15 protein-coding genes are annotated in these 17,835 nt (G+C 30.0%); 3 read left to right on the top strand and 12 right to left on the bottom strand.

The window, feature by feature from the left end; translation table 11 throughout:
• Positions 1-86: 86 nt before the first annotated feature.
• Together F824_RS0115215 and F824_RS0115210 are read right to left on the bottom strand one after the other, a co-directional pair.
• On the bottom strand, positions 87-1,265 hold the full coding sequence (locus F824_RS0115215) for an aspartate aminotransferase family protein (protein WP_019598778.1): 1,179 nt from the start codon (positions 1,263-1,265) through the stop codon (positions 87-89).
• Between the two features lie 31 nt (positions 1,266-1,296).
• Positions 1,297-2,193: a class I SAM-dependent methyltransferase gene (locus F824_RS0115210; RefSeq protein WP_019598777.1), complete on the bottom strand. Its 897-nt coding sequence runs from the start codon at positions 2,191-2,193 to the stop codon at positions 1,297-1,299.
• A 130-nt stretch (positions 2,194-2,323) separates the two neighbouring features.
• Here F824_RS0115210 and F824_RS0115205 point away from each other — a divergent pair, with 130 nt between their 5' ends.
• Complete coding sequence (locus tag F824_RS0115205) at positions 2,324-2,989, top strand: hypothetical protein (protein ID WP_139189860.1); 666 nt, start codon at positions 2,324-2,326, stop codon at positions 2,987-2,989.
• Positions 2,990-3,006: 17 nt separating this feature from the next.
• Here the strand turns inward: F824_RS0115205 and F824_RS26020 are convergent, their stop codons facing one another.
• The 3 genes from F824_RS26020 to F824_RS0115185 form a co-directional block, all read right to left on the bottom strand.
• Positions 3,007-3,567, bottom strand: a complete 561-nt coding sequence (locus F824_RS26020) for an SDR family NAD(P)-dependent oxidoreductase (RefSeq protein WP_262500771.1) — start codon at positions 3,565-3,567, stop codon at positions 3,007-3,009.
• Between the two features lie 302 nt (positions 3,568-3,869).
• Positions 3,870-4,100 (bottom strand): hypothetical protein, encoded by a 231-nt coding sequence (locus F824_RS0115190; RefSeq protein ID WP_019598773.1) that lies wholly within the window; start codon positions 4,098-4,100, stop codon positions 3,870-3,872.
• Positions 4,101-4,223: 123 nt separating this feature from the next.
• Entirely contained in the window at positions 4,224-5,816 is a 1,593-nt protein-coding gene (locus F824_RS0115185; RefSeq protein ID WP_019598772.1) for a hypothetical protein, read from the bottom strand.
• A gap of 1,112 nt (positions 5,817-6,928) precedes the next feature.
• On the opposite strand from F824_RS0115185, the gene F824_RS0115180 reads away from it, so the two are divergent.
• Together F824_RS0115180 and F824_RS26010 are read left to right on the top strand one after the other, a co-directional pair.
• Complete coding sequence (locus F824_RS0115180) at positions 6,929-7,456, top strand: hypothetical protein (protein ID WP_019598771.1); 528 nt, start codon at positions 6,929-6,931, stop codon at positions 7,454-7,456.
• Positions 7,457-7,657: 201 nt separating this feature from the next.
• Positions 7,658-8,056, top strand: a complete 399-nt coding sequence (locus F824_RS26010; RefSeq protein ID WP_019598770.1) for an HNH endonuclease signature motif containing protein — start codon at positions 7,658-7,660, stop codon at positions 8,054-8,056.
• 33 nt (positions 8,057-8,089) lie between these two features.
• Here the strand turns inward: F824_RS26010 and F824_RS0115170 are convergent, their stop codons facing one another.
• From F824_RS0115170 to F824_RS0115140, 7 genes are all read right to left on the bottom strand, one after another.
• Entirely contained in the window at positions 8,090-8,896 is an 807-nt protein-coding gene (locus F824_RS0115170; RefSeq protein WP_019598769.1) for a hypothetical protein, read from the bottom strand.
• Between the two features lie 31 nt (positions 8,897-8,927).
• The gene (locus tag F824_RS0115165) at positions 8,928-9,929 is read right to left on the bottom strand and encodes a hypothetical protein (protein WP_019598768.1); all 1,002 of its coding nucleotides are present in this window, start codon (positions 9,927-9,929) and stop codon (positions 8,928-8,930) included.
• Positions 9,926-12,364, bottom strand: a complete 2,439-nt coding sequence (locus F824_RS27830; RefSeq protein WP_019598767.1) for a LamG-like jellyroll fold domain-containing protein — start codon at positions 12,362-12,364, stop codon at positions 9,926-9,928. Before F824_RS27830 ends, F824_RS0115165 begins: the two co-directional genes overlap by 4 nt.
• 3 nt (positions 12,365-12,367) lie before the next feature.
• Positions 12,368-14,461: a hypothetical protein gene (locus F824_RS0115155; protein ID WP_019598766.1), complete on the bottom strand. Its 2,094-nt coding sequence runs from the start codon at positions 14,459-14,461 to the stop codon at positions 12,368-12,370.
• A gap of 82 nt (positions 14,462-14,543) precedes the next feature.
• Positions 14,544-17,141, bottom strand: a complete 2,598-nt coding sequence (locus F824_RS0115150; RefSeq protein WP_019598765.1) for a phage tail tape measure protein — start codon at positions 17,139-17,141, stop codon at positions 14,544-14,546.
• 11 nt (positions 17,142-17,152) lie between these two features.
• Positions 17,153-17,410, bottom strand: a complete 258-nt coding sequence (locus F824_RS0115145) for a hypothetical protein (protein ID WP_019598764.1) — start codon at positions 17,408-17,410, stop codon at positions 17,153-17,155.
• A gap of 89 nt (positions 17,411-17,499) precedes the next feature.
• Positions 17,500-17,799, bottom strand: a complete 300-nt coding sequence (locus F824_RS0115140) for a hypothetical protein (protein WP_019598763.1) — start codon at positions 17,797-17,799, stop codon at positions 17,500-17,502.
• Between the last annotated feature and the right edge of the window lie 36 nt (positions 17,800-17,835).

Here is a 17,835-nt window from a genome sequence, read left to right as displayed (position 1 = left end):
TGGGGAAGTCAAAAGTAATGAACAAAGACTGATAATGAAGCAATTACAGGATGGTCTAGAAATGGTAATGCGTAAAACGGGTTAAATCAACAGTTGATTGCTTCCATTATAATTTCGCAGGCTTTTTCAATCTCAGCTTCCGAAATAACCAATGGAGGGGCTATGCGCATGGAATCGTCGCAAAACAAAAACCAATCGGTAATCACGCCCAATTCAATGGCTTTGTCGATGATTGGTTTCAGAACCTCAAAAGACTCAAACTGGACGGCCATCATCAAGCCTTTGTTTCGGATACCCTTGATCTTGGGATGGACCAAAAGTTTTTTGATCAAATCTGCTTTTTGTTCCACTTTTTCAAGGAGATTTTCTTCCTGAATCACCCGAATGGTGGCCAACGAAGCCACAGCACTCACCGGGTGTCCACCAAAAGTGGTGATATGTCCCAAAAGTGGATTGTCTTTGAAAACGCTCATCACTTCTTTGTTTGCGATAAAAGCACCTATTGGCATGCCACCACCCATTCCCTTTGCACAAACGAGGATATCAGGTACGATTCCAAAATGCTCAAAGGCCCAGAATTTTCCAGTCCTACCAAAACCCGCTTGAATTTCGTCCAAAATGAGCAAGGTTCCGGTTTCATCACAGCGGTTTCGGAGTGCCTTAAAATATTCTTTACAAGCCACCATGATGCCCGCTTCGCCCTGAATGGTTTCCATGATCACCGCTGCGGTATTTTCAGTTATTAGCGAAAGCTGGGTGAAACTTCCATATACAACATTGGTGATCCCAGGAAGAAGAGGACGGTAGGCTCTTTTGAAAATCTCATTTCCACCCACTGAAAGTGCTCCTTGGGAAGAGCCATGATAGGCATTGACACATGAAATAATTTGGGCTCTGTTCGTGTATCTTTTTGCCAATTTCAAAGCGCCTTCCACAGCCTCACTTCCACTATTGACGAAATACACATTGTCCAAAGAGGGAGGGAGGGTTTCCACGATTGCCTTGGCCAATTGGGTTTGGGGACTTTGGATATATTCTCCATACACCATCAGATGAAGATACTTGTCCAACTGATTTTGGATGGCCGCTATTACTTTGGGATGTCTGTGGCCCACATTGCTCACGCCGATGCCGGAGATCAAATCGATGTAAGATTTCCCTTCAGGTCCATACATATAAACCCCTTCTGCCCGCTCGATTTCAATCATCAAAGGGAAGTCGGTAGTTTGGGCTTGATGGGTAAGAAAAATCTGTCTGTTGTTCATTTTTGATTTCGAAAAAACATTTGGGTGAATTTTATAATTTTCTGAATCGAAAGAATATTCCCAAGGGCAATTTCTTCTTGAACCGATCGATTAGATAAAGCTCACCATGCTCTGCATTGTTTACTTCCTTGAAACTGGAATTGATCAGATTGGCAGCAATCAGAGAGCTGAAGCTCAAAGAATACATATTGAGAATAAGAAAATGATGTTCCGGCTCCAATAGTTCCGCACAAAGTTTCAACATTTCATTGATTTGTTCTTCCAATATCCATTTTTCGCCTTCAGGACCTCTTCCGTAAGCAGGTGGATCCAAGATGATTCCATGGTATTTATTGCCTCTTCTTACTTCTCTCTTGATGAATTTCATGGCATCGTCCACGATCCATCTGATGCCATCCTGGCCCGAAGATTCCATGTTGTGCTTGGACCAAGTGACTACCTGCTTAACCGAGTCAAGATGGGAAACCTCCGCTCCGGCGGCTTTTGCCGCAACACTGGATGCTCCCGTATAGGCAAAAAGGTTCAAGACTTTTGGGTTTTTGACCGGAAGCTTTTTCAGCGTATCCGTGATGTAATCCCAATTTACTGCCTGTTCGGGAAACAGCCCGATGTGTTTGAAAGAGGTCATGGCGAGATTAAGCGTCATCTTCAATCCATCTGGATTCTGATACTTGATCTGCCAATTGTGTGGGATTTTTTTGTACTCATTCCATTGGCCTTTTTCAGGATTGTTTTTTTCTTTGGAGAAATGCGCTGAAGCCAAATCTTTCCATTCCTGGTCGCTCATGCTTTTGTCCCAGATTGCCTGTGGCTCAGGTCGGCTCAAAATAAATGCACCAAAGCGTTCCAATTTCTCAAAACCACCGGTGTCAATCAATTCATAATCTTCCCAATGCTGTGGGGATAATGACAAAATCGTTTCATTCATGATGCAAAAGTAAACATATAATTTTAGGACCGATAAATCCTGAAGGGGAAGGTTTCATAAATCAGTATTTTTTGGGTAAATTATCTCTTCGAATCCCATAAAAACCCAAATGCCATCCAAAATCCATAAAATGCTCCTTTGTTTTGCCATTGTCTTTGGCAGTTTTTATTGGTCAATGGCTCAGGATCTTCAAAATCAGAATAAAATATACTCTTTACCGGGTTCCTTCCGGCTCAATGCAAAAAGCGATGGGGTTAAAGGCACTCCTTTTCTTTTTGAGGTCACCCGATTGGGAAAGATTTCATTGCCGGGAGGAAAAGTGTATGAAGAGATTCCCTTCAATATCCTGTTGGAAAAAAATGAAGTTTACATCCAAATGGGAGGGGAGGACAACCCTCCAATGGTGGTTAAAAAATGGGATTGGATAGAAACGCTGGAAGATAATCCAAGAACCTTCAAAACGGAAACAGTAGGCGGGCAAGCCAGGGTAGTGGAACTGATCTATGAAAAGGACAAGGTCAAAATCGTCGCCATACACAGCAAAACCCTTGTCAAAAATGAAATTGTCAGGGATGGTTATTCAGGACCGCAATACGATACCTATCGGCACAACGTTCAATTTTACAAGATGGAAGCTGTTCGATCAGAGGAGCTCAAGCTGAATAATGCTGGATTAAAATCCATTGCGGGGAATCGTTTTGAAGAATTAAAGGAATATATAAAGCTGGAGAAATTGAAGCCGGAGGAACCTCAAGATCTCCGGCGCATTTTTATCTTTCTTGAAACCGCAAAGTAGTTGACCTGGATTCAAGATCAGATTTTCAGCCAAGGTTTCAGCAACTCCTCACTTTTTTGCCACAAAATATCTCTCATTCTTTTGGAATTGCCAGCCGTAGAAGGTTTCACTGCCTTGGATTTTTTGAAATAGCCACCATTGGGAATTTCCTTGGAATTTATTTTCGCCAAAAAGATGGACGTTTGCGCACCCTGTGCTGGCGTAATCATAAATGGAGATCCCAAAATCCAGAAAAAACCAAATATTCCGGCATTCTCCTTGGCAAAATTGGTCTTGACAACGCCTGGGTGTAGGGAAAAACTTTTCAATCCCTTTTCTTCATATTTTTCCACAAGGGATTTTGTGAAAAGGATATTGAACAACTTGGCATTGGAGTAAGCGATAAATGAATTGTAGGATTTTTGTTGATATTGCAGATCTTCAAAATTGACTTTGGCTGTGCGATGGGCTTCTGAACTCACATTGATAATCCTTGAATGTCCACTTTTCAGCAAAATGGGCAAAAGTAGTTCGGTAAGGAGAAAATGTCCCAGATGATTGGCCAAAAAGGTCAGTTCAAAACCATCTTTGGTGACGATTTTTTCCCCGAAAATTCCTCCGGTATTATTTTTAACTTATTAATAATTTCAAAATCAATGTTTTATGAATTTCAGTGTAACACTTTGGAGAATTATAAATTCATTTGCTTTAAAGAGAAAAAAACCTGCTACCAATGATAACAGGCTTTTTAGGATTTTTCTAGTCAAATTCTTCAGTATCCAGCAGCTCAAAAAGCACTTGCAGGATCAATTTCTTTATTTCTATTTCAGGTGTATTTTCCATTTTCTTTCTATTTGAATATAAATACTTTTTTTTTTAGGAAAATCAGAAAATATTGAAATTATTTTATTTTTTTTATTGATCTGATTTCAGAAATATATTCATCTATCTTTTTATGGTATTTTTTTGGTACTAATTGAATTCCATTTATTGCCCTTTTAATTACTCCATCACTTAATTCCAAATTTCTTTCAATTTGGCTAATATTCAATATTTCTTTGTTTTTTGAGATCCACTTCAAAGATTTAGTCAAATCCTTGTATTCAAATCTTTTAACATATTGATTTTTCATTCCTGTTTTACTTTTTTCTTCAAATATAATAATTAAAATCTTAATTTGATTTAAGTCATTTTAAAGCATTCTAAGCAGTTTTAAGACTTTTGGATGCATTTATACCTTTTAATTGAGATGTCTTTAATTTGGTCTGTTTCTGCTGTCCATTTTGTAGGCCAATAGCTTATTTAATACATTTTTTGATTCTACATTATTGAAGATATTAATAAATTTTTTACTTGATTTTTCTGGAATTATCAAATGTTGAAATAAACTATTCCTAACTGTTTCAACATTATTTTCACTTATTTCTTTTATTGGAGTATTCGGATTTTTTAAAAAGAAAATATATTTGAACAATAATTTATTTTTAAGAAAATCAACAAATATTTTATCATTTGTTTTTTCGTAATAATTAATCATATTCTTTTCTTCCATATCGATTAATTCACATGATAATTCAACTGGTGTAATATTAGCTTGTTTAACAGGTTCTATTTTTTCAACCTGTATTGGTTCGTTTTCTTTCATATCGTTTGCTGTTGCTTCTGGTATTGCTTCGTTTGGCGTTATATCTGGATTACCAGTAAATATTTTGTATTCATCATTAATATTTATTGTTGCTTGAATTCCTCTAGTATTAAATGATCTAATTAAAACATTTTTAATTAGATCTTTATCTATAATTGAAGAATACAAAGAATCGTGAATAGTTAGTATATCTTTAGCAAATGGAATATAACCAACAGCATCAAAAATAACCTCTGCTTCAAGTTGTTGCATTAAATGACTGAATTGAGTATAATCATCTTTTTTAATGTATACCATTGTTTCAATTAATTGAGGATATTTTTCTGTTAATATATTTAGCAATTTAGATGATCTTTTATTGCTTCCAAATACTAAAGTAAACATACTTTTTTTGGCTTTATCTCTATCAACATCTATAATATTCATTATCATTTCATATACGGTACCTGTTGAAGCAATAGTAGCAAATTCCTTGGTTGACTGTTCAACAGGAATATTATTTTCATTAAGATATTTAATAATGGTATTAGCGAAAAATACCATTTGGGAATTTACAATGTCAACAAAAAATAATTTTTCATTATTTAACTTTATTTTTTTTCTTAATGAAGAAATAATATTGGTAAAATTGTTGTAAATTCTTCCACCTTTTTCACCTTGTTTTTGAAATTGTCTATTCTTTAAACAAAAAAGAAATATTTTTTCCTTTACAGTTAAATTATTTAAATCACTATCATCAATGGTTAATCTGTTCATTGATCTAAATAATCTTTCTTTTATGACTGAATTTTTTTCAATATTATATGGTTTAAATTTCAATTTATTGATTAAATCTGAATTAGTATTTGATTCATAGATTTCAAGATTATCTGTTTCATTTAATATATAACCATTACATCTTTTTAAATCATCAAAATTTGCATAATTACATATTTTGGTGATTAATCCAATCTGGATAAGATTATCTATTATAATTGAATAATACCTATTGCCTAATGTTTCTGATAATTTTTTTGAAGATAAAAAACAAATGTTAACATCTTGTTTGTTATATATTTCATTGCAAAAAATAGTGTGGATCAAATAAAAATATTTATCAATATGATTATTTATATATTCTTGTTTTACTCCTATTTCAAGAAGTCTTTGAGTTAATTCTTTCTCGCTGATTGGACTAAGAAATTCATAATTATTATTTTTCATTATTTAAAGTGGATATTTTACTCTGTGATTTGATTATTAAAATATGGATATATTTTTAAAAAACAGGGTAATAGGTTGCAAATCCTATTACCTGTCTAACATCCACTGTTAATTAATCAAATCTAATTTTAATGAATCCTTGTGATTCATATATAAATACAAATATAATTAAGAAAATTCAATATTTATACAAATATAATTGAAAATAAATGTAAGTAGTTGATTATCAACTAAACTATTTATCTAAACTATATAGATTATTTAAAATAGGTATAAGAGATAGGTATATGTCAATATCATGTGGATCATATATAGGTATTATTCTATATCTATATAATAGATATAATATTAATATAAGTAAAAAAAAAAACATAAAGCTTTATCTTAGTACAGTTGATTATTCAATATGTATTAATCAAAAAAAAAAAATACAAGGCTTTATCTTAGTACACCTATTCCTTATATCTTAGTACAGTTGATTAAATATTAAAAAAAAATAATACAAGGCTTTATCTTAGTACAGTTGATTATTCAATATGTATTAATTATTAAAAAAAAAAAATATATAATGCTTTATCTTAGTACACCTATTCCTTATATCTTAGTACAGTTGATTATTCCTTATATCTTAGTACAGTTGATTATTCCTTATATCTTAGTACAGTTGATTATTCAATATGTATTAATTATTAAAAAAAAAATACAAGGCTTTATCTTAGTACACCTATTAACCATAGGTATTAAGAATATACCCTACTTTGTGTAACTCTATTTCAATGTACCCGTAGGTTTTGACATATAATATTTTATATAACTCCTTTTAAGCCGTTTTAAGCCTTCCAATTATTTTTGATATAATTACACCTAAAACAAAAGATCTCTTGAAATAGGCTGTTGTATGCATTCCATTTTTTCTAATTAATTTAACTTATTTAATATTTTTGATTAATATATACTGTTATTCATATCATGATATTTAATCACACCTAATCATCATATCTATATAATATACCTATCAAAAAACAATTTCCCTCATTATCAACTACTTATATAATTTATTGGTTGTATATCAGATTTTTCATAAAAACCTAGTATTTATAAGAAAACATACTATGAATCCACAATATGAAAAAAATGAATATGAATTAGCAAAATCATTTTGTACTTATTTCAAAATAAAGAATCCAATCATTCATCCAACATTAACACCTTTTGCACCTATTGACATTGAGTATGTCCATAAAGACCAACAATACATTATGGAGATAAAATGTAGAAAAGATCACCAACAGAATGGATATATGATTGAAAAATCAAAACTTCAATATATGATTCCAAGAATTGTTGAACAAAATATGAAAGGATATTATATTAATTATATTGAATCAAGTGATACTTTATTATTATTTGATCTTAATTCAAGAAAAAATTTAGAATTGGAAGATATATATGGTGGCTGGAATAATCAATATTATTATGATAAAATATACACCCAATCAAGTACATATAATTATAATTCAAAATTAAAATTTGTAAAATATTTATTCTTGAATCAATACCAGACCAAGGACTATATTATTTATAACTACAGTCAATTAATGAAAACTAACAACATTGCCTTTAACTACAAAAAAATATGAAAACTTTATTCACAATCTTATTATCAATATTAATACTTACATTATTTATAACTATTGCAAGTTCAATTATGTTAACCTTATTTCTTGCAGGTTTTGAAAATCCAATGAATACTTTATTTGATATGGCACAATATGCTATTCCATTCTTTATTGTATTTTCTTCATTAATATATCTATTAACTACTTATAAAACTAAATAATATGACAGGTAAATGGAGTAAAAAAAGTTGGACTGGTGAAAGTAGTGCTTTCTACCAAACTACAAAATGGAAGAATTTTAGAAAGAAAATAATTGAAGAAACACCACTTTGCGAACTATGTAGTCAATATGGTTTTGTTAATGCAGGTAAAATTGCAGATCATATTATACCAAGAAGTATATGTGAAGATCTTGAATATGAAGTAGATAATATTCAAATACTATGCGAAGATTTTGAAGGTGGAACAAATTGTCATTCTCAAAAAACTGCACAAAGCAGAAATATAAAGTTAATTGAATCTTTTATTGATGAAATGGAAAATGGAAAACTTCAGTATATATGCACTGAAAAAAAGAAGAAAAAACTTTTTGAATTATTAAAAGAAAAAGGACTCAAATAAGAGTCCTTTTTTATTTTTAATATAATTGAAATATTATACTTGCTGACAAAAAGAAAATGCACTTACTGTACCACTTGAATTAATGCTATAAATAAAACTTCCATTAGCTGCAATATAAGTATCTGCAACAGCATTGGTACCATTTGCATTTTTAACTGGTGTTCCAACCTGTAAAGCACCTTGCCAAAAATGATCATTAGCAGTTCCAACTGGTGGAGTGTAACAAGCAAATCCTTGACTTGAAATGAAATAAGCATATCTAGTACCACTTGGTACAGTTGATTGTCTTGTAATAGTTCCTGTAAGGTTAGCTGGTTGATATATTGTGTAATTACTTGTAAGATATGAAATGATATAAGGTTCAGATGTACCCCAACCACCTGTAACAAATTCAAATATGAATAATGCATAAGTACTACCAGCAGGAATTGTTAAAGTAATATCCTTTTGATTTGTACTATTAACAGTTGTAGTTACTAATGTTCGAATAGTTAAATTAATTGGAAAACCTACTTTATTATTTAAAAATACTTGAAGATCCAAAGCACCAGAAGTACTATCATATTTAAAATATGAAGCATTCATTGTAATTGTAGGTACTGGATAATTTTTAAATTGAGATGCTGCAATTGGTAGTGTAGTTCTTTTTGTAGGCCAAAACATATCTAATTTTGCATTATTACATATCACCTGAAAGTTTTTTGTAACATTTGCAGGTGTATTACTTGTGCCTTGTACAGCACTTTGTATAGAGTTAAAATCAGATATTACATTACCAAGTGGATCTGTTGCGACCCCTTGAAAAATCTTGCTGTATCCTGTAGCGTTTACTTTTCCCATTTTTTTTATAGTTTATTTTTTTTATTATAATTTAATTGAATATGAAATTTGAAGCATATACAACATTTTGTACTGTTAAATTTCCAGAACTATTTAAATTCATTCTTTCAGTACCACCACCTGCAAAAAATCTGATTGAAGTATTGGCACTATTTGACCTTAAAATAACATCACCTAAATCAGAAAATAATGATAAGTTATTATCACCTGCACTACCCATACCAAGAAAACCTTGTCTAACATTATTAGAATCTGTAAATGATAAATAACTAACATTATTTACACCACTATTATTACCTTTTAATATTAATTTTTCTTGTGTACTTCCAGCTAATGTTAATAATCCTGTAATTGTATCACCAAATTTATATACATATCTTGAATCATTATCTGTATTAGATCTTAAATTGGTTGTGTTATAGTATGTTACCCAATCACCAAAAGTACTACCAGCATTAGAAGAATATCTTGTAAATAATTGGTTAGCTGTACCAATTGCCAATTGACTTATTAAATTTGTATCTCCAAATCTTATATTGAACATCCCAACATAATTGGTTGAAGCTGGTTTATTTGTTGGTGATAAACTACTCCTATAATATGTTTCATATCCAGTTTGATTTAGATTTGAAGTATTTCCTGAAATCTTAAAACCATCTACACTCAATAAATAACCTGCATTATTATGATTACCATATCCAAAAGCTGTTTGTCCGTTTAAAATCCTTGTATCATTACCTTGTGCTACAGTACCTGCTACTGTTCCAAAGTTTTTATTGAATGCAGTATTTTTTAAAAATGAAGGTTCTGCACCTATATCTGTTGTACTTAAGTTTCTTGTACTCCAATTTGTTGGATGTCCAAGTGCATCTACAATTATATTACTAATAACAGTACTACCAGTTAGATTAGATTTATCTGTCCAACTTTTCAATGGATGATCTTTAGCAACTAATAATAAATCAGATGCTGTTAATGGTGTACCACCAGCACCATAGGTACCAGTTCCTTTATTTATTAAGCTAAATATCATATTCCAAATCTTGTTTTTTGAGTATTGAATAAGTTTGTAATTTCTGTACTATTTAATGTTTTGTTATAAATTTGAGCTAATCCCAAATCAACATTTTGGGTATTAGATGCATATCTTCCTAGAATTACTTCTTGATTTCCAGTTAAAGATAACATACTTCCTGATTGACTTAAAACACCATTTATATATATTCTACCTGTACTTGTTGCAAAATCGTATGTCATTGTAATATGATACCAAGTAGAAGGATTGGTTACATTTCCAGTACTTATACCTGCATTAAAGTGATCAAATCGAACTGTAGAATCAATATAACCACCTTGCAACATTGACCTTGTAGCAGATGTACCAGCATTTCCAAATACTAATTGTTCACCACTTCCAGAATATCTTTTTGCAACAAAAACAATTGAATAACTTCCATTTTGAATACCAAATTGACTATTTGTTTTTGATGTAGAAATCCAATGATTTTTGGCTGTTTCGAATCTAACAAAACCACCATTATCTGGATTATAATTAATACCAATTGTTCCTTGTATAGTTGCATTATTTCCAATACCTGAAAGATCATTAATATTTGAATTACCTTCAGAATATGAAGCAGTATTTCCAAAATCATAATACAAAATCAAACCAGATCCTGTTGGTGTAGCTGTTGGTGTTGCAGTTACAGTAGGTGTTGGTGTTGCAGTTACAGTAGGTGTTGCAGTAGGTACTGGTGTAGCTGTTGGTGTTGGTGTAGGAGTTGCAGGTGTTGGTGTTGGATTAGTTCCAATTAATCGAATGTATAATTTTGAACTTGTTAAATTCCTTACTACATTTTGATTAGCATTTATATATGTTGCTACTTGTGATTCAATAGTACCTATTCCATTTAAACTATTGATATTTATATCAATTAGATTAACTGTATTGTTTAAATCTGGTTTATTTTGAATATCATTGTATTGATGAATATGATTAGTATTTGATTTTGCATTTAAAGCATCTTGTAAACCAGTTGTTTTTGATATAGATAAACTAGGAATATCACTTTCTATAAGGGAAAAACTAGCAGTTAAATTAGCTAGATTTGATTGACTCAATGTCAATGTTTTTCCAGAAAATGATAATCCTGTTACATTTCCACCTATACCAGAAGAACCACCTTCAACATCTTCATTTAAAGAAAATATAAAGTTTTTTCCAATAACATTTTCAGTAAATGTTTTTAATCCACCTATAGTTTGATTTCCAAAATTTCTAATTACAGTACCATCTAAACTAAATGTAATATTACCAGATCCAATTAATTTATTTACTAATGATCCTGTTAAAGTAAGTCCATCACCTTGTATTATATTTGATTTCACCAGTGTTGGTTCTGCTCCAATATTGGATGCTGTTAAAGTTCGTGTTGTCCAATTTGTAGGATGTCCCAATGAATCTATAGAAATATTAGATATAACATTAGCACCTGTTAAAGCTGTTTTATCCACCCAATTTTTTGAAGGATGTACATAAGTTGCATTATTCAAAGCAGTCTGTAAGCCTGAAATTTTACTAATTTGTAATGTTGGAATATCACTTTCTATAAGACTAAAAGTTGCAGTTAAGTTAGCTAAATTAGTTTGTGTTAATGTTAATGTTTTTCCTGTAAATGAAATACCTGTAACATTTCCACCTGTACCAGTTGATCCCCCTTCAACATTATCTGCTAATGAGAAAATTAGGTTTTTTGCTATTACATTTTCTGTAAATGTTTTTACACCATTAATTGTTTGATTTCCAAATGTCCTAATAACAGTATTATCAACAGAAAATGTTGCAGATCCCGACCCAATTAATTTATTTATTAATGATCCAGATAAAGAGATACCGTCACCTTGTACTATATTACTTTTAATTAATGTAGCTTCTGCACCAATAGATGCAGGTGTTATAATTCTTGTTTCCCAATCTGTTGGATGACCAAGTGCATCTACAATTATATTAGATATAACTGAAGCACCAGTTAATTCTGCTTTGTTAGTCCATAACTTTGCAGGATGCACATAAGAAGAACTTTCTAAAGCATTTTGAAGTCCATTAATTTTTGAGATACTTAGACTTGGAATATCATTTTCAATTAAATTAAAAGTTGCAGTAAGGTTAGCTAATGATGTTTGACTTAATGTTAATGTTCTACCAGTGAAAGATAAACCTGTTATACTTCCACCACCAGTACCACCTGTACCAGATTCACCATCAATATCTTCATCAGTTGAAAATAAAAAATTATCTGAATAAGTTTTTCCAAGTACTTTTAAATCACCATCCCAATCTTCCCATCTATCTACTTTATTTTCAAGTTGACTCAATATAATTCCTGAATTGTTAGAATTTGAAGTTGTTAATGTTTTTTGTTCTTTATTTTTAAAAAACTTTTGAATGTTTATATCTATTAAATTCATATATCAATTAAATATTTCTTTCATTTCTATTTCAGTTATTGAGTTAATTAAATCTTTGTTAACAGATGTAACACAATATATTTTATTGTTCCAGCTTATTCTATCAAATATATTTACATCAATATTTCCAAATACATTTCCACTTACTATTTGACTATTTTGACTGTAATTTAAAAAAAACATATTCAATAAAATTCCAGATAACCCAGAAGTAAATGAATTATTTTTATATTGAATAACATCACCAATAACAATATTTGAATTTGAAGTATTAGATATTAGTAATGTACCAGAAGATCTTTTTCCATTAAAACTATCTATTTGGATATTAATATCATCTAATTGTGTATTGAATTTCTTATTAATTGTCCCAACATAACTTACTTGTTCAATATCATCACTATTAACAATATCAATACTTCTAAAATTATTAACTATACCAGTAAATGTTAATTTGTACATTTCAGGAATACCATATCCCAATTTACTTACAAATCTATAGTGATAACATTGGCTAAAATAAAATGTAATGGTACCATTTGAAGTTAATAGATTTTGAGTTTTTCCAAGTACATCTTTATACAAATAAATCCTTTGTGTTATTTCTGCACCTTCACTAGTAAATAATTCAGGTCCATTGATAGAAGTTGATTCATATACATCTCTATTGGTACTTATTTCTTTTCTAACAAAACTTGAATTAATATTTTGGAAATCACCAAATCTTAAAGTATTATCTTGTATCCAAGTAGATCTTCTATCATCACCATTAACAATATTACTTGCATTGAAATCTAAATGATATACACCAGTACTATCTTCATATTTTGCACCCAAATAAGTTTGTCCAAATCTATCAGATGCAAATAATTCAAGCTGCTGTTTTTTACTTTCTATATAAAAATTTTCATCCCAACCTGCAACATCTTTATTTGGTTCTGTATAAATTGGCACCTGTTGAAGATTAATTTTTAAATCAATAAACTTATTAAAAGCTAAACCATCATTTAAATTTAATGGTAAAGTCATTACTGGTATTGCAATAGATCTAATATAACTTGCTTTAGCTTGTGCAATTGGTTCTGGTCTTGGTAAAATAAAAATATCTGTAATGCTTGGACTATTCATTTTCAATCCATTATCCTTAGAGATATTAACATTGGTAGGAGTAAAGAATGTTGGATTAGTTGCACTTGTCCAAATAGCATCATTCAAGAAATCACCACCCCTAACTATTTGAGTATTTTTATTAATATCAGAATTGATTGTTATTGAATTATAAGCTCTTTCATATTCAATATTTATGCTTCCATCTTCAAAATAATTACTTGTATTATCAATTGTATTTAATTGATTATTTACTATTTTTTGTAAAAATGCACCATTATAAGAATATCTATAAAAAACTTCTTGTCCTGACTCAATGAAATTACTTATATTCCATCTACCATTTTTGAATTTAATACTTAATCCAAATGACAATAAAATATCTTCAAGTACTTCATAACAATTAACACCTAAATAATTTTCATAATTGATATAGAAATATTGAAATGATGATCTAATATTTTTATAATTCTGATTTGAATAATATATTTCATTTGAAATATCAATTTCTGCTTCAATTACATTATTAAGAATTTTAACAATCAATTCCATTAATGTTATTTGTTGATCGAGGTTTCTATTTAAAATTAGATTGTCATATTGAATAACTTTCAACTTATTAATATTATCAATAAATCTTAAATTGATTTGAAAATATTTATTATTAGTAAAAGGTTGTGCTGTATTTTCGTTGATAAAAGCACCTTTCCAAATCAATATATTATTCTTGTATAAATTACCAAATACTTTATCATCTTCAATATTGATGAATTCAGTAAATAAATTACTGTCTTCAAAAATTAATGTTATATTAAATTCACTTGGAATAATTGGAGTAAATTTGAATTTATCTCTGTTATCATATTTTAAAGTAGAATCAATCAATTTATAATCTTCTTTAATAGTACTTGAATAATCAACAAATACAATATCAAATCTATAATTATTTGATTTTTCATCCTGCCAATCTATCCTGTGCTTTACTCCCATATATATAATAATTAGATTACCATCAATAAAAAAGGTATTCCATAAAGAATACCCATTTTTATTAATATGTTTATTTTTAAAATTATTTCCTTTTGTTATTTTCTTTATTTACAAGATATACTAAATCATTTCCTAATATTTTAAATTGACCATCCAAAGTAATATTATTTGATTTACCTATATTATTCAAATCACTATGTTTAATTATTTGACCATTTTCAGAAGGAACAAACATTTCCCTTCCTCTTTCACCAACCATATATGCACCACCCATATTAACAGATCCACCTTCAGCTTTTCCTTTAAAATTTAACATTCCACCAGAAAATTGTTTTGCTAAATCTGCAAAATTCATTGTACCAGCAATAGCAGATGTACCACCAAAAATACCACCTATAAGAGTTGAAAGAATAAAAGCTACTGCAACTGCTGCAATCATCTTTGCAATGAATTGTCCAATACTTTGAAGGATTCCTTTAAAGCTTGCTTTACCAGTTGTAAGAAGGTCAGTAAACATATTTGTCATTGCATCACCCAACACCATTACACCAGATAAAGCAACAAAGGTTCCATTTTGAAATTCATAAAAATATTCCATATATTCTTCAAAACTCCAACCAATACTTTTAACAGTTTCGTGAGATTTAACAGAAGCTTCAACCAATTTTTTTCCCATTTCATTGATTTTTTCCCCTGCAAAAGAAGTAGTTAAATCAAATTCTTCTCTAAACATTTTCAAAGGTTCAATCATTTTTTTGATTGTTCCTGCAATATTACTTGTACTTACTTTTGGTGTTCTTGAATTATTAGCAGGTAAAATACTTTCTACTATATTATTATCATCTGTATTACTTGAATTACTTTTGGTTGTTTCTAATTTCTTATTGAATTTATCTAAAGAATTAATTGCATTGTTAATACCAGTTGATATAGTATCAAATCCTAATTTTTCTGCAACAGTACCTGCAACACCCAATATAGCTTTAAAGCTATTTAAAATGGAAGATGTAATTGTTTTGAATACATCTATCACATAATTTTTAAGAATAGTAAAGGCACCTTTAAAATCACCTTTAATTACTTTGGCAAAAATATCTATATAAGCTGTTATACCTTTAATTGCAACAGTTACAATATTTAAAATATTATTGAATGAAGTAGAAATAATATTAACCAAACTCCCAACTATATCACTTATACCTTTTCCGTATTTAGTCCAAAGTTCTTTTGATGAATCAGTAAATAATTTTACAACTGTTGAAATTTTTGATAATATTGTATCCCATAATTCACCAAGTGCAGAAATAAAAGCTGTACCATTACCAGATGTGAAATATTTTTTTATGTCATCCCAATAGTAAATGATAAGAGCAACTGCACCTGCAACTGCTGCTGCCATAGCAAGTACTGGTAAACTAATACCAGATAGAATTGGAATAAGCACTTTAAATGCTGCAATACTACTTGATACTATTTTTAATAACTGACCAAATCCAACTATTAAAGGTGGAACAACAGCCAATACAACACCTATAACAGTTGCAAATTTTAAAACACTTGGATTAATATTATCAAAACTCAATAAAACAGATTGTAATACTTTGTTGAAACTTGCAACTATTGGTGCCAATTGTTCACCGATTGTTAACAATATATTATTCAAAAATACTTTAGTCATTTCCATCTGTCTGGAAAATGATTTATTTACTTCATCTGCTGCCCTTGCTGCTGCACCTGCTGAATTGGTTTGACGGTCCATTTCATCTGCAAATTTACCTGCACCTGTACCTGCAATAATATTTGCTGCTGCAACTGCTTCAACAGATCCCAATAAGAGCTGTAGTTGTCCATTATTACCATTGGATGCAGTTCTAACCGCATCAAGTGCAAAACCTAATCCTTTGGCTTCTAAAGCCATTTGTGCATTAGAATAACCTAGCTTTTGGAATATTTTATCAAGTTCTTTAGATGGCCTCTGAAGACCTGTAATACCTGCTCTAATTTGAGTGGTTGCAACAGAAGTTGGTACACCAGATGCAGTTAGAGTTGCAATTCCTGCATTGATTTCTTTGAATGATATTTTACTTGCTGCTGCTGCTGGTGCAACATTAAAGAGTGATTTACTTAATTCTTCAAATGTGGTCTTTCCACCTTGAACTGCTGCAAACATACTATCTGCTACTTCATTTGCACCAGAAAATTCAAGTCCAAAAGCATTAATTGTAGTGGTTAAACCATCAACAGCAGATTTAATAGAAGTAACACCACCAATAGAAGCTTTACCAGCTACTTTAAGGAACTCAAAAACATTATCTGTTGGTACACCTGCTGAAATAGAGTCATAAAGAGCTGGCACCACATCTGATTGAAGTAAACCTATTTCCTTTGATACCTCTTTGGCTCCTGCTGCAAAAGCATCAAATGATTTTTCAGCTTCAGTACCAGTCAATCCCATTAAACTATTTACTTCCCTTAATCCTTTATCAACTATTGAAAAACTATTAAGAGCTACACCACCCAATAATGCTAATGGTAGACTGACTTTTGTACTAATATTTTTTGAAATTTCATCAAGATTTTTAGTAAATGAATTAAGTTTCTTTTGAACACCTCCGATAACGGAAAAAAATTGATCGGCTGACCCACCTACGAGAATATTGATTTTTCCTGTGTTACTCATTTATTATATATCTAAAAATTCCACTTCAATTTGAGATCTTCAAATTCTTCAAGACTCAATTTTTTAATTTCTTTACTCTTTACTTTGTTATCATCCCAACCAAATGGAATAACTTCATTAATATTTTTCTTTTGGCTTGACTTATTCAAATGTGGTTTAAGTGATAAGTATCCAATCAGTCTTGCAACTTCATAATCATTTTGTATTCGTTTATTATATCCAGACAAAAAGCTTTTAAATTCAATTGGAGTCAATGAATAATAATCCATTAACCCCAATCCAGCCTCAAAAGCTATTTCTAAACTTTTATCGGAGTCATTAATACTATTTTCAGTTGAAGAAGAAATTGTATTAGATTTTATTTCTTCTTCTTTGAAAAAAAACTTCCAATAACTTTTCCAGCTACTTCATAAAATTCTGAAATATCCATTTCATCCAACATAGTTTCAAAATCTTCAAACTTTGCATATTCATTTTGGATATCCAAAAATTTATGTCCTTCACATACACCAAGAAAAAGCAACATAGATAATTCTTCTGTACCAATGTCTTGAAGTGAAGAAAGACCTTTATTATATTTCTTTTCAAATAATATTATAGCTTTTCTGTTAAGCCTAACTGGTATTGATAATTCATTTACTTTAAAATATTCTATCATTTTTTTTATATTTTGTTACCTTTAATTAAATACATA

It is taken from the genome of Rhodonellum psychrophilum GCM71 = DSM 17998 (assembly GCF_000381545.1).
GTDB lineage: Bacteria > Bacteroidota > Bacteroidia > Cytophagales > Cyclobacteriaceae > Rhodonellum > Rhodonellum psychrophilum.
Note: the sequence above shows the minus strand (reverse complement) of the source record. Positions and strands in the feature narration are given on the sequence as shown.

Excerpts from the sequence above, each read along its gene's own strand:
- F824_RS0115215 (WP_019598778.1), bottom strand. The coding sequence starts at position 1,265 with ATGAACAACAGACAGATTTTTCTTACCCATCAAGCCCAAACTACCGAC.
- F824_RS0115180 (WP_019598771.1), top strand. The coding sequence starts at position 6,929 with ATGAATCCACAATATGAAAAAAATGAATATGAATTAGCAAAATCATTT.
- F824_RS0115140 (WP_019598763.1), bottom strand. The coding sequence starts at position 17,799 with ATGATAGAATATTTTAAAGTAAATGAATTATCAATACCAGTTAGGCTT.
- F824_RS27830 (WP_019598767.1), bottom strand. The coding sequence starts at position 12,364 with ATGAATTTAATAGATATAAACATTCAAAAGTTTTTTAAAAATAAAGAA.
- F824_RS0115145 (WP_019598764.1), bottom strand. The coding sequence starts at position 17,410 with ATGGATTATTATTCATTGACTCCAATTGAATTTAAAAGCTTTTTGTCT.
- F824_RS0115190 (WP_019598773.1), bottom strand. The coding sequence starts at position 4,100 with ATGAAAAATCAATATGTTAAAAGATTTGAATACAAGGATTTGACTAAA.
- F824_RS0115150 (WP_019598765.1), bottom strand. The coding sequence starts at position 17,141 with ATGAGTAACACAGGAAAAATCAATATTCTCGTAGGTGGGTCAGCCGAT.
- F824_RS0115185 (WP_019598772.1), bottom strand. The coding sequence starts at position 5,816 with ATGAAAAATAATAATTATGAATTTCTTAGTCCAATCAGCGAGAAAGAA.
- F824_RS0115170 (WP_019598769.1), bottom strand. The coding sequence starts at position 8,896 with ATGGGAAAAGTAAACGCTACAGGATACAGCAAGATTTTTCAAGGGGTC.
- F824_RS26010 (WP_019598770.1), top strand. The coding sequence starts at position 7,658 with ATGACAGGTAAATGGAGTAAAAAAAGTTGGACTGGTGAAAGTAGTGCT.
- F824_RS0115210 (WP_019598777.1), bottom strand. The coding sequence starts at position 2,193 with ATGAATGAAACGATTTTGTCATTATCCCCACAGCATTGGGAAGATTAT.
- F824_RS0115165 (WP_019598768.1), bottom strand. The coding sequence starts at position 9,929 with ATGATATTTAGCTTAATAAATAAAGGAACTGGTACCTATGGTGCTGGT.
- F824_RS0115205 (WP_139189860.1), top strand. The coding sequence starts at position 2,324 with ATGCTCCTTTGTTTTGCCATTGTCTTTGGCAGTTTTTATTGGTCAATG.
- F824_RS0115155 (WP_019598766.1), bottom strand. The coding sequence starts at position 14,461 with ATGGGAGTAAAGCACAGGATAGATTGGCAGGATGAAAAATCAAATAAT.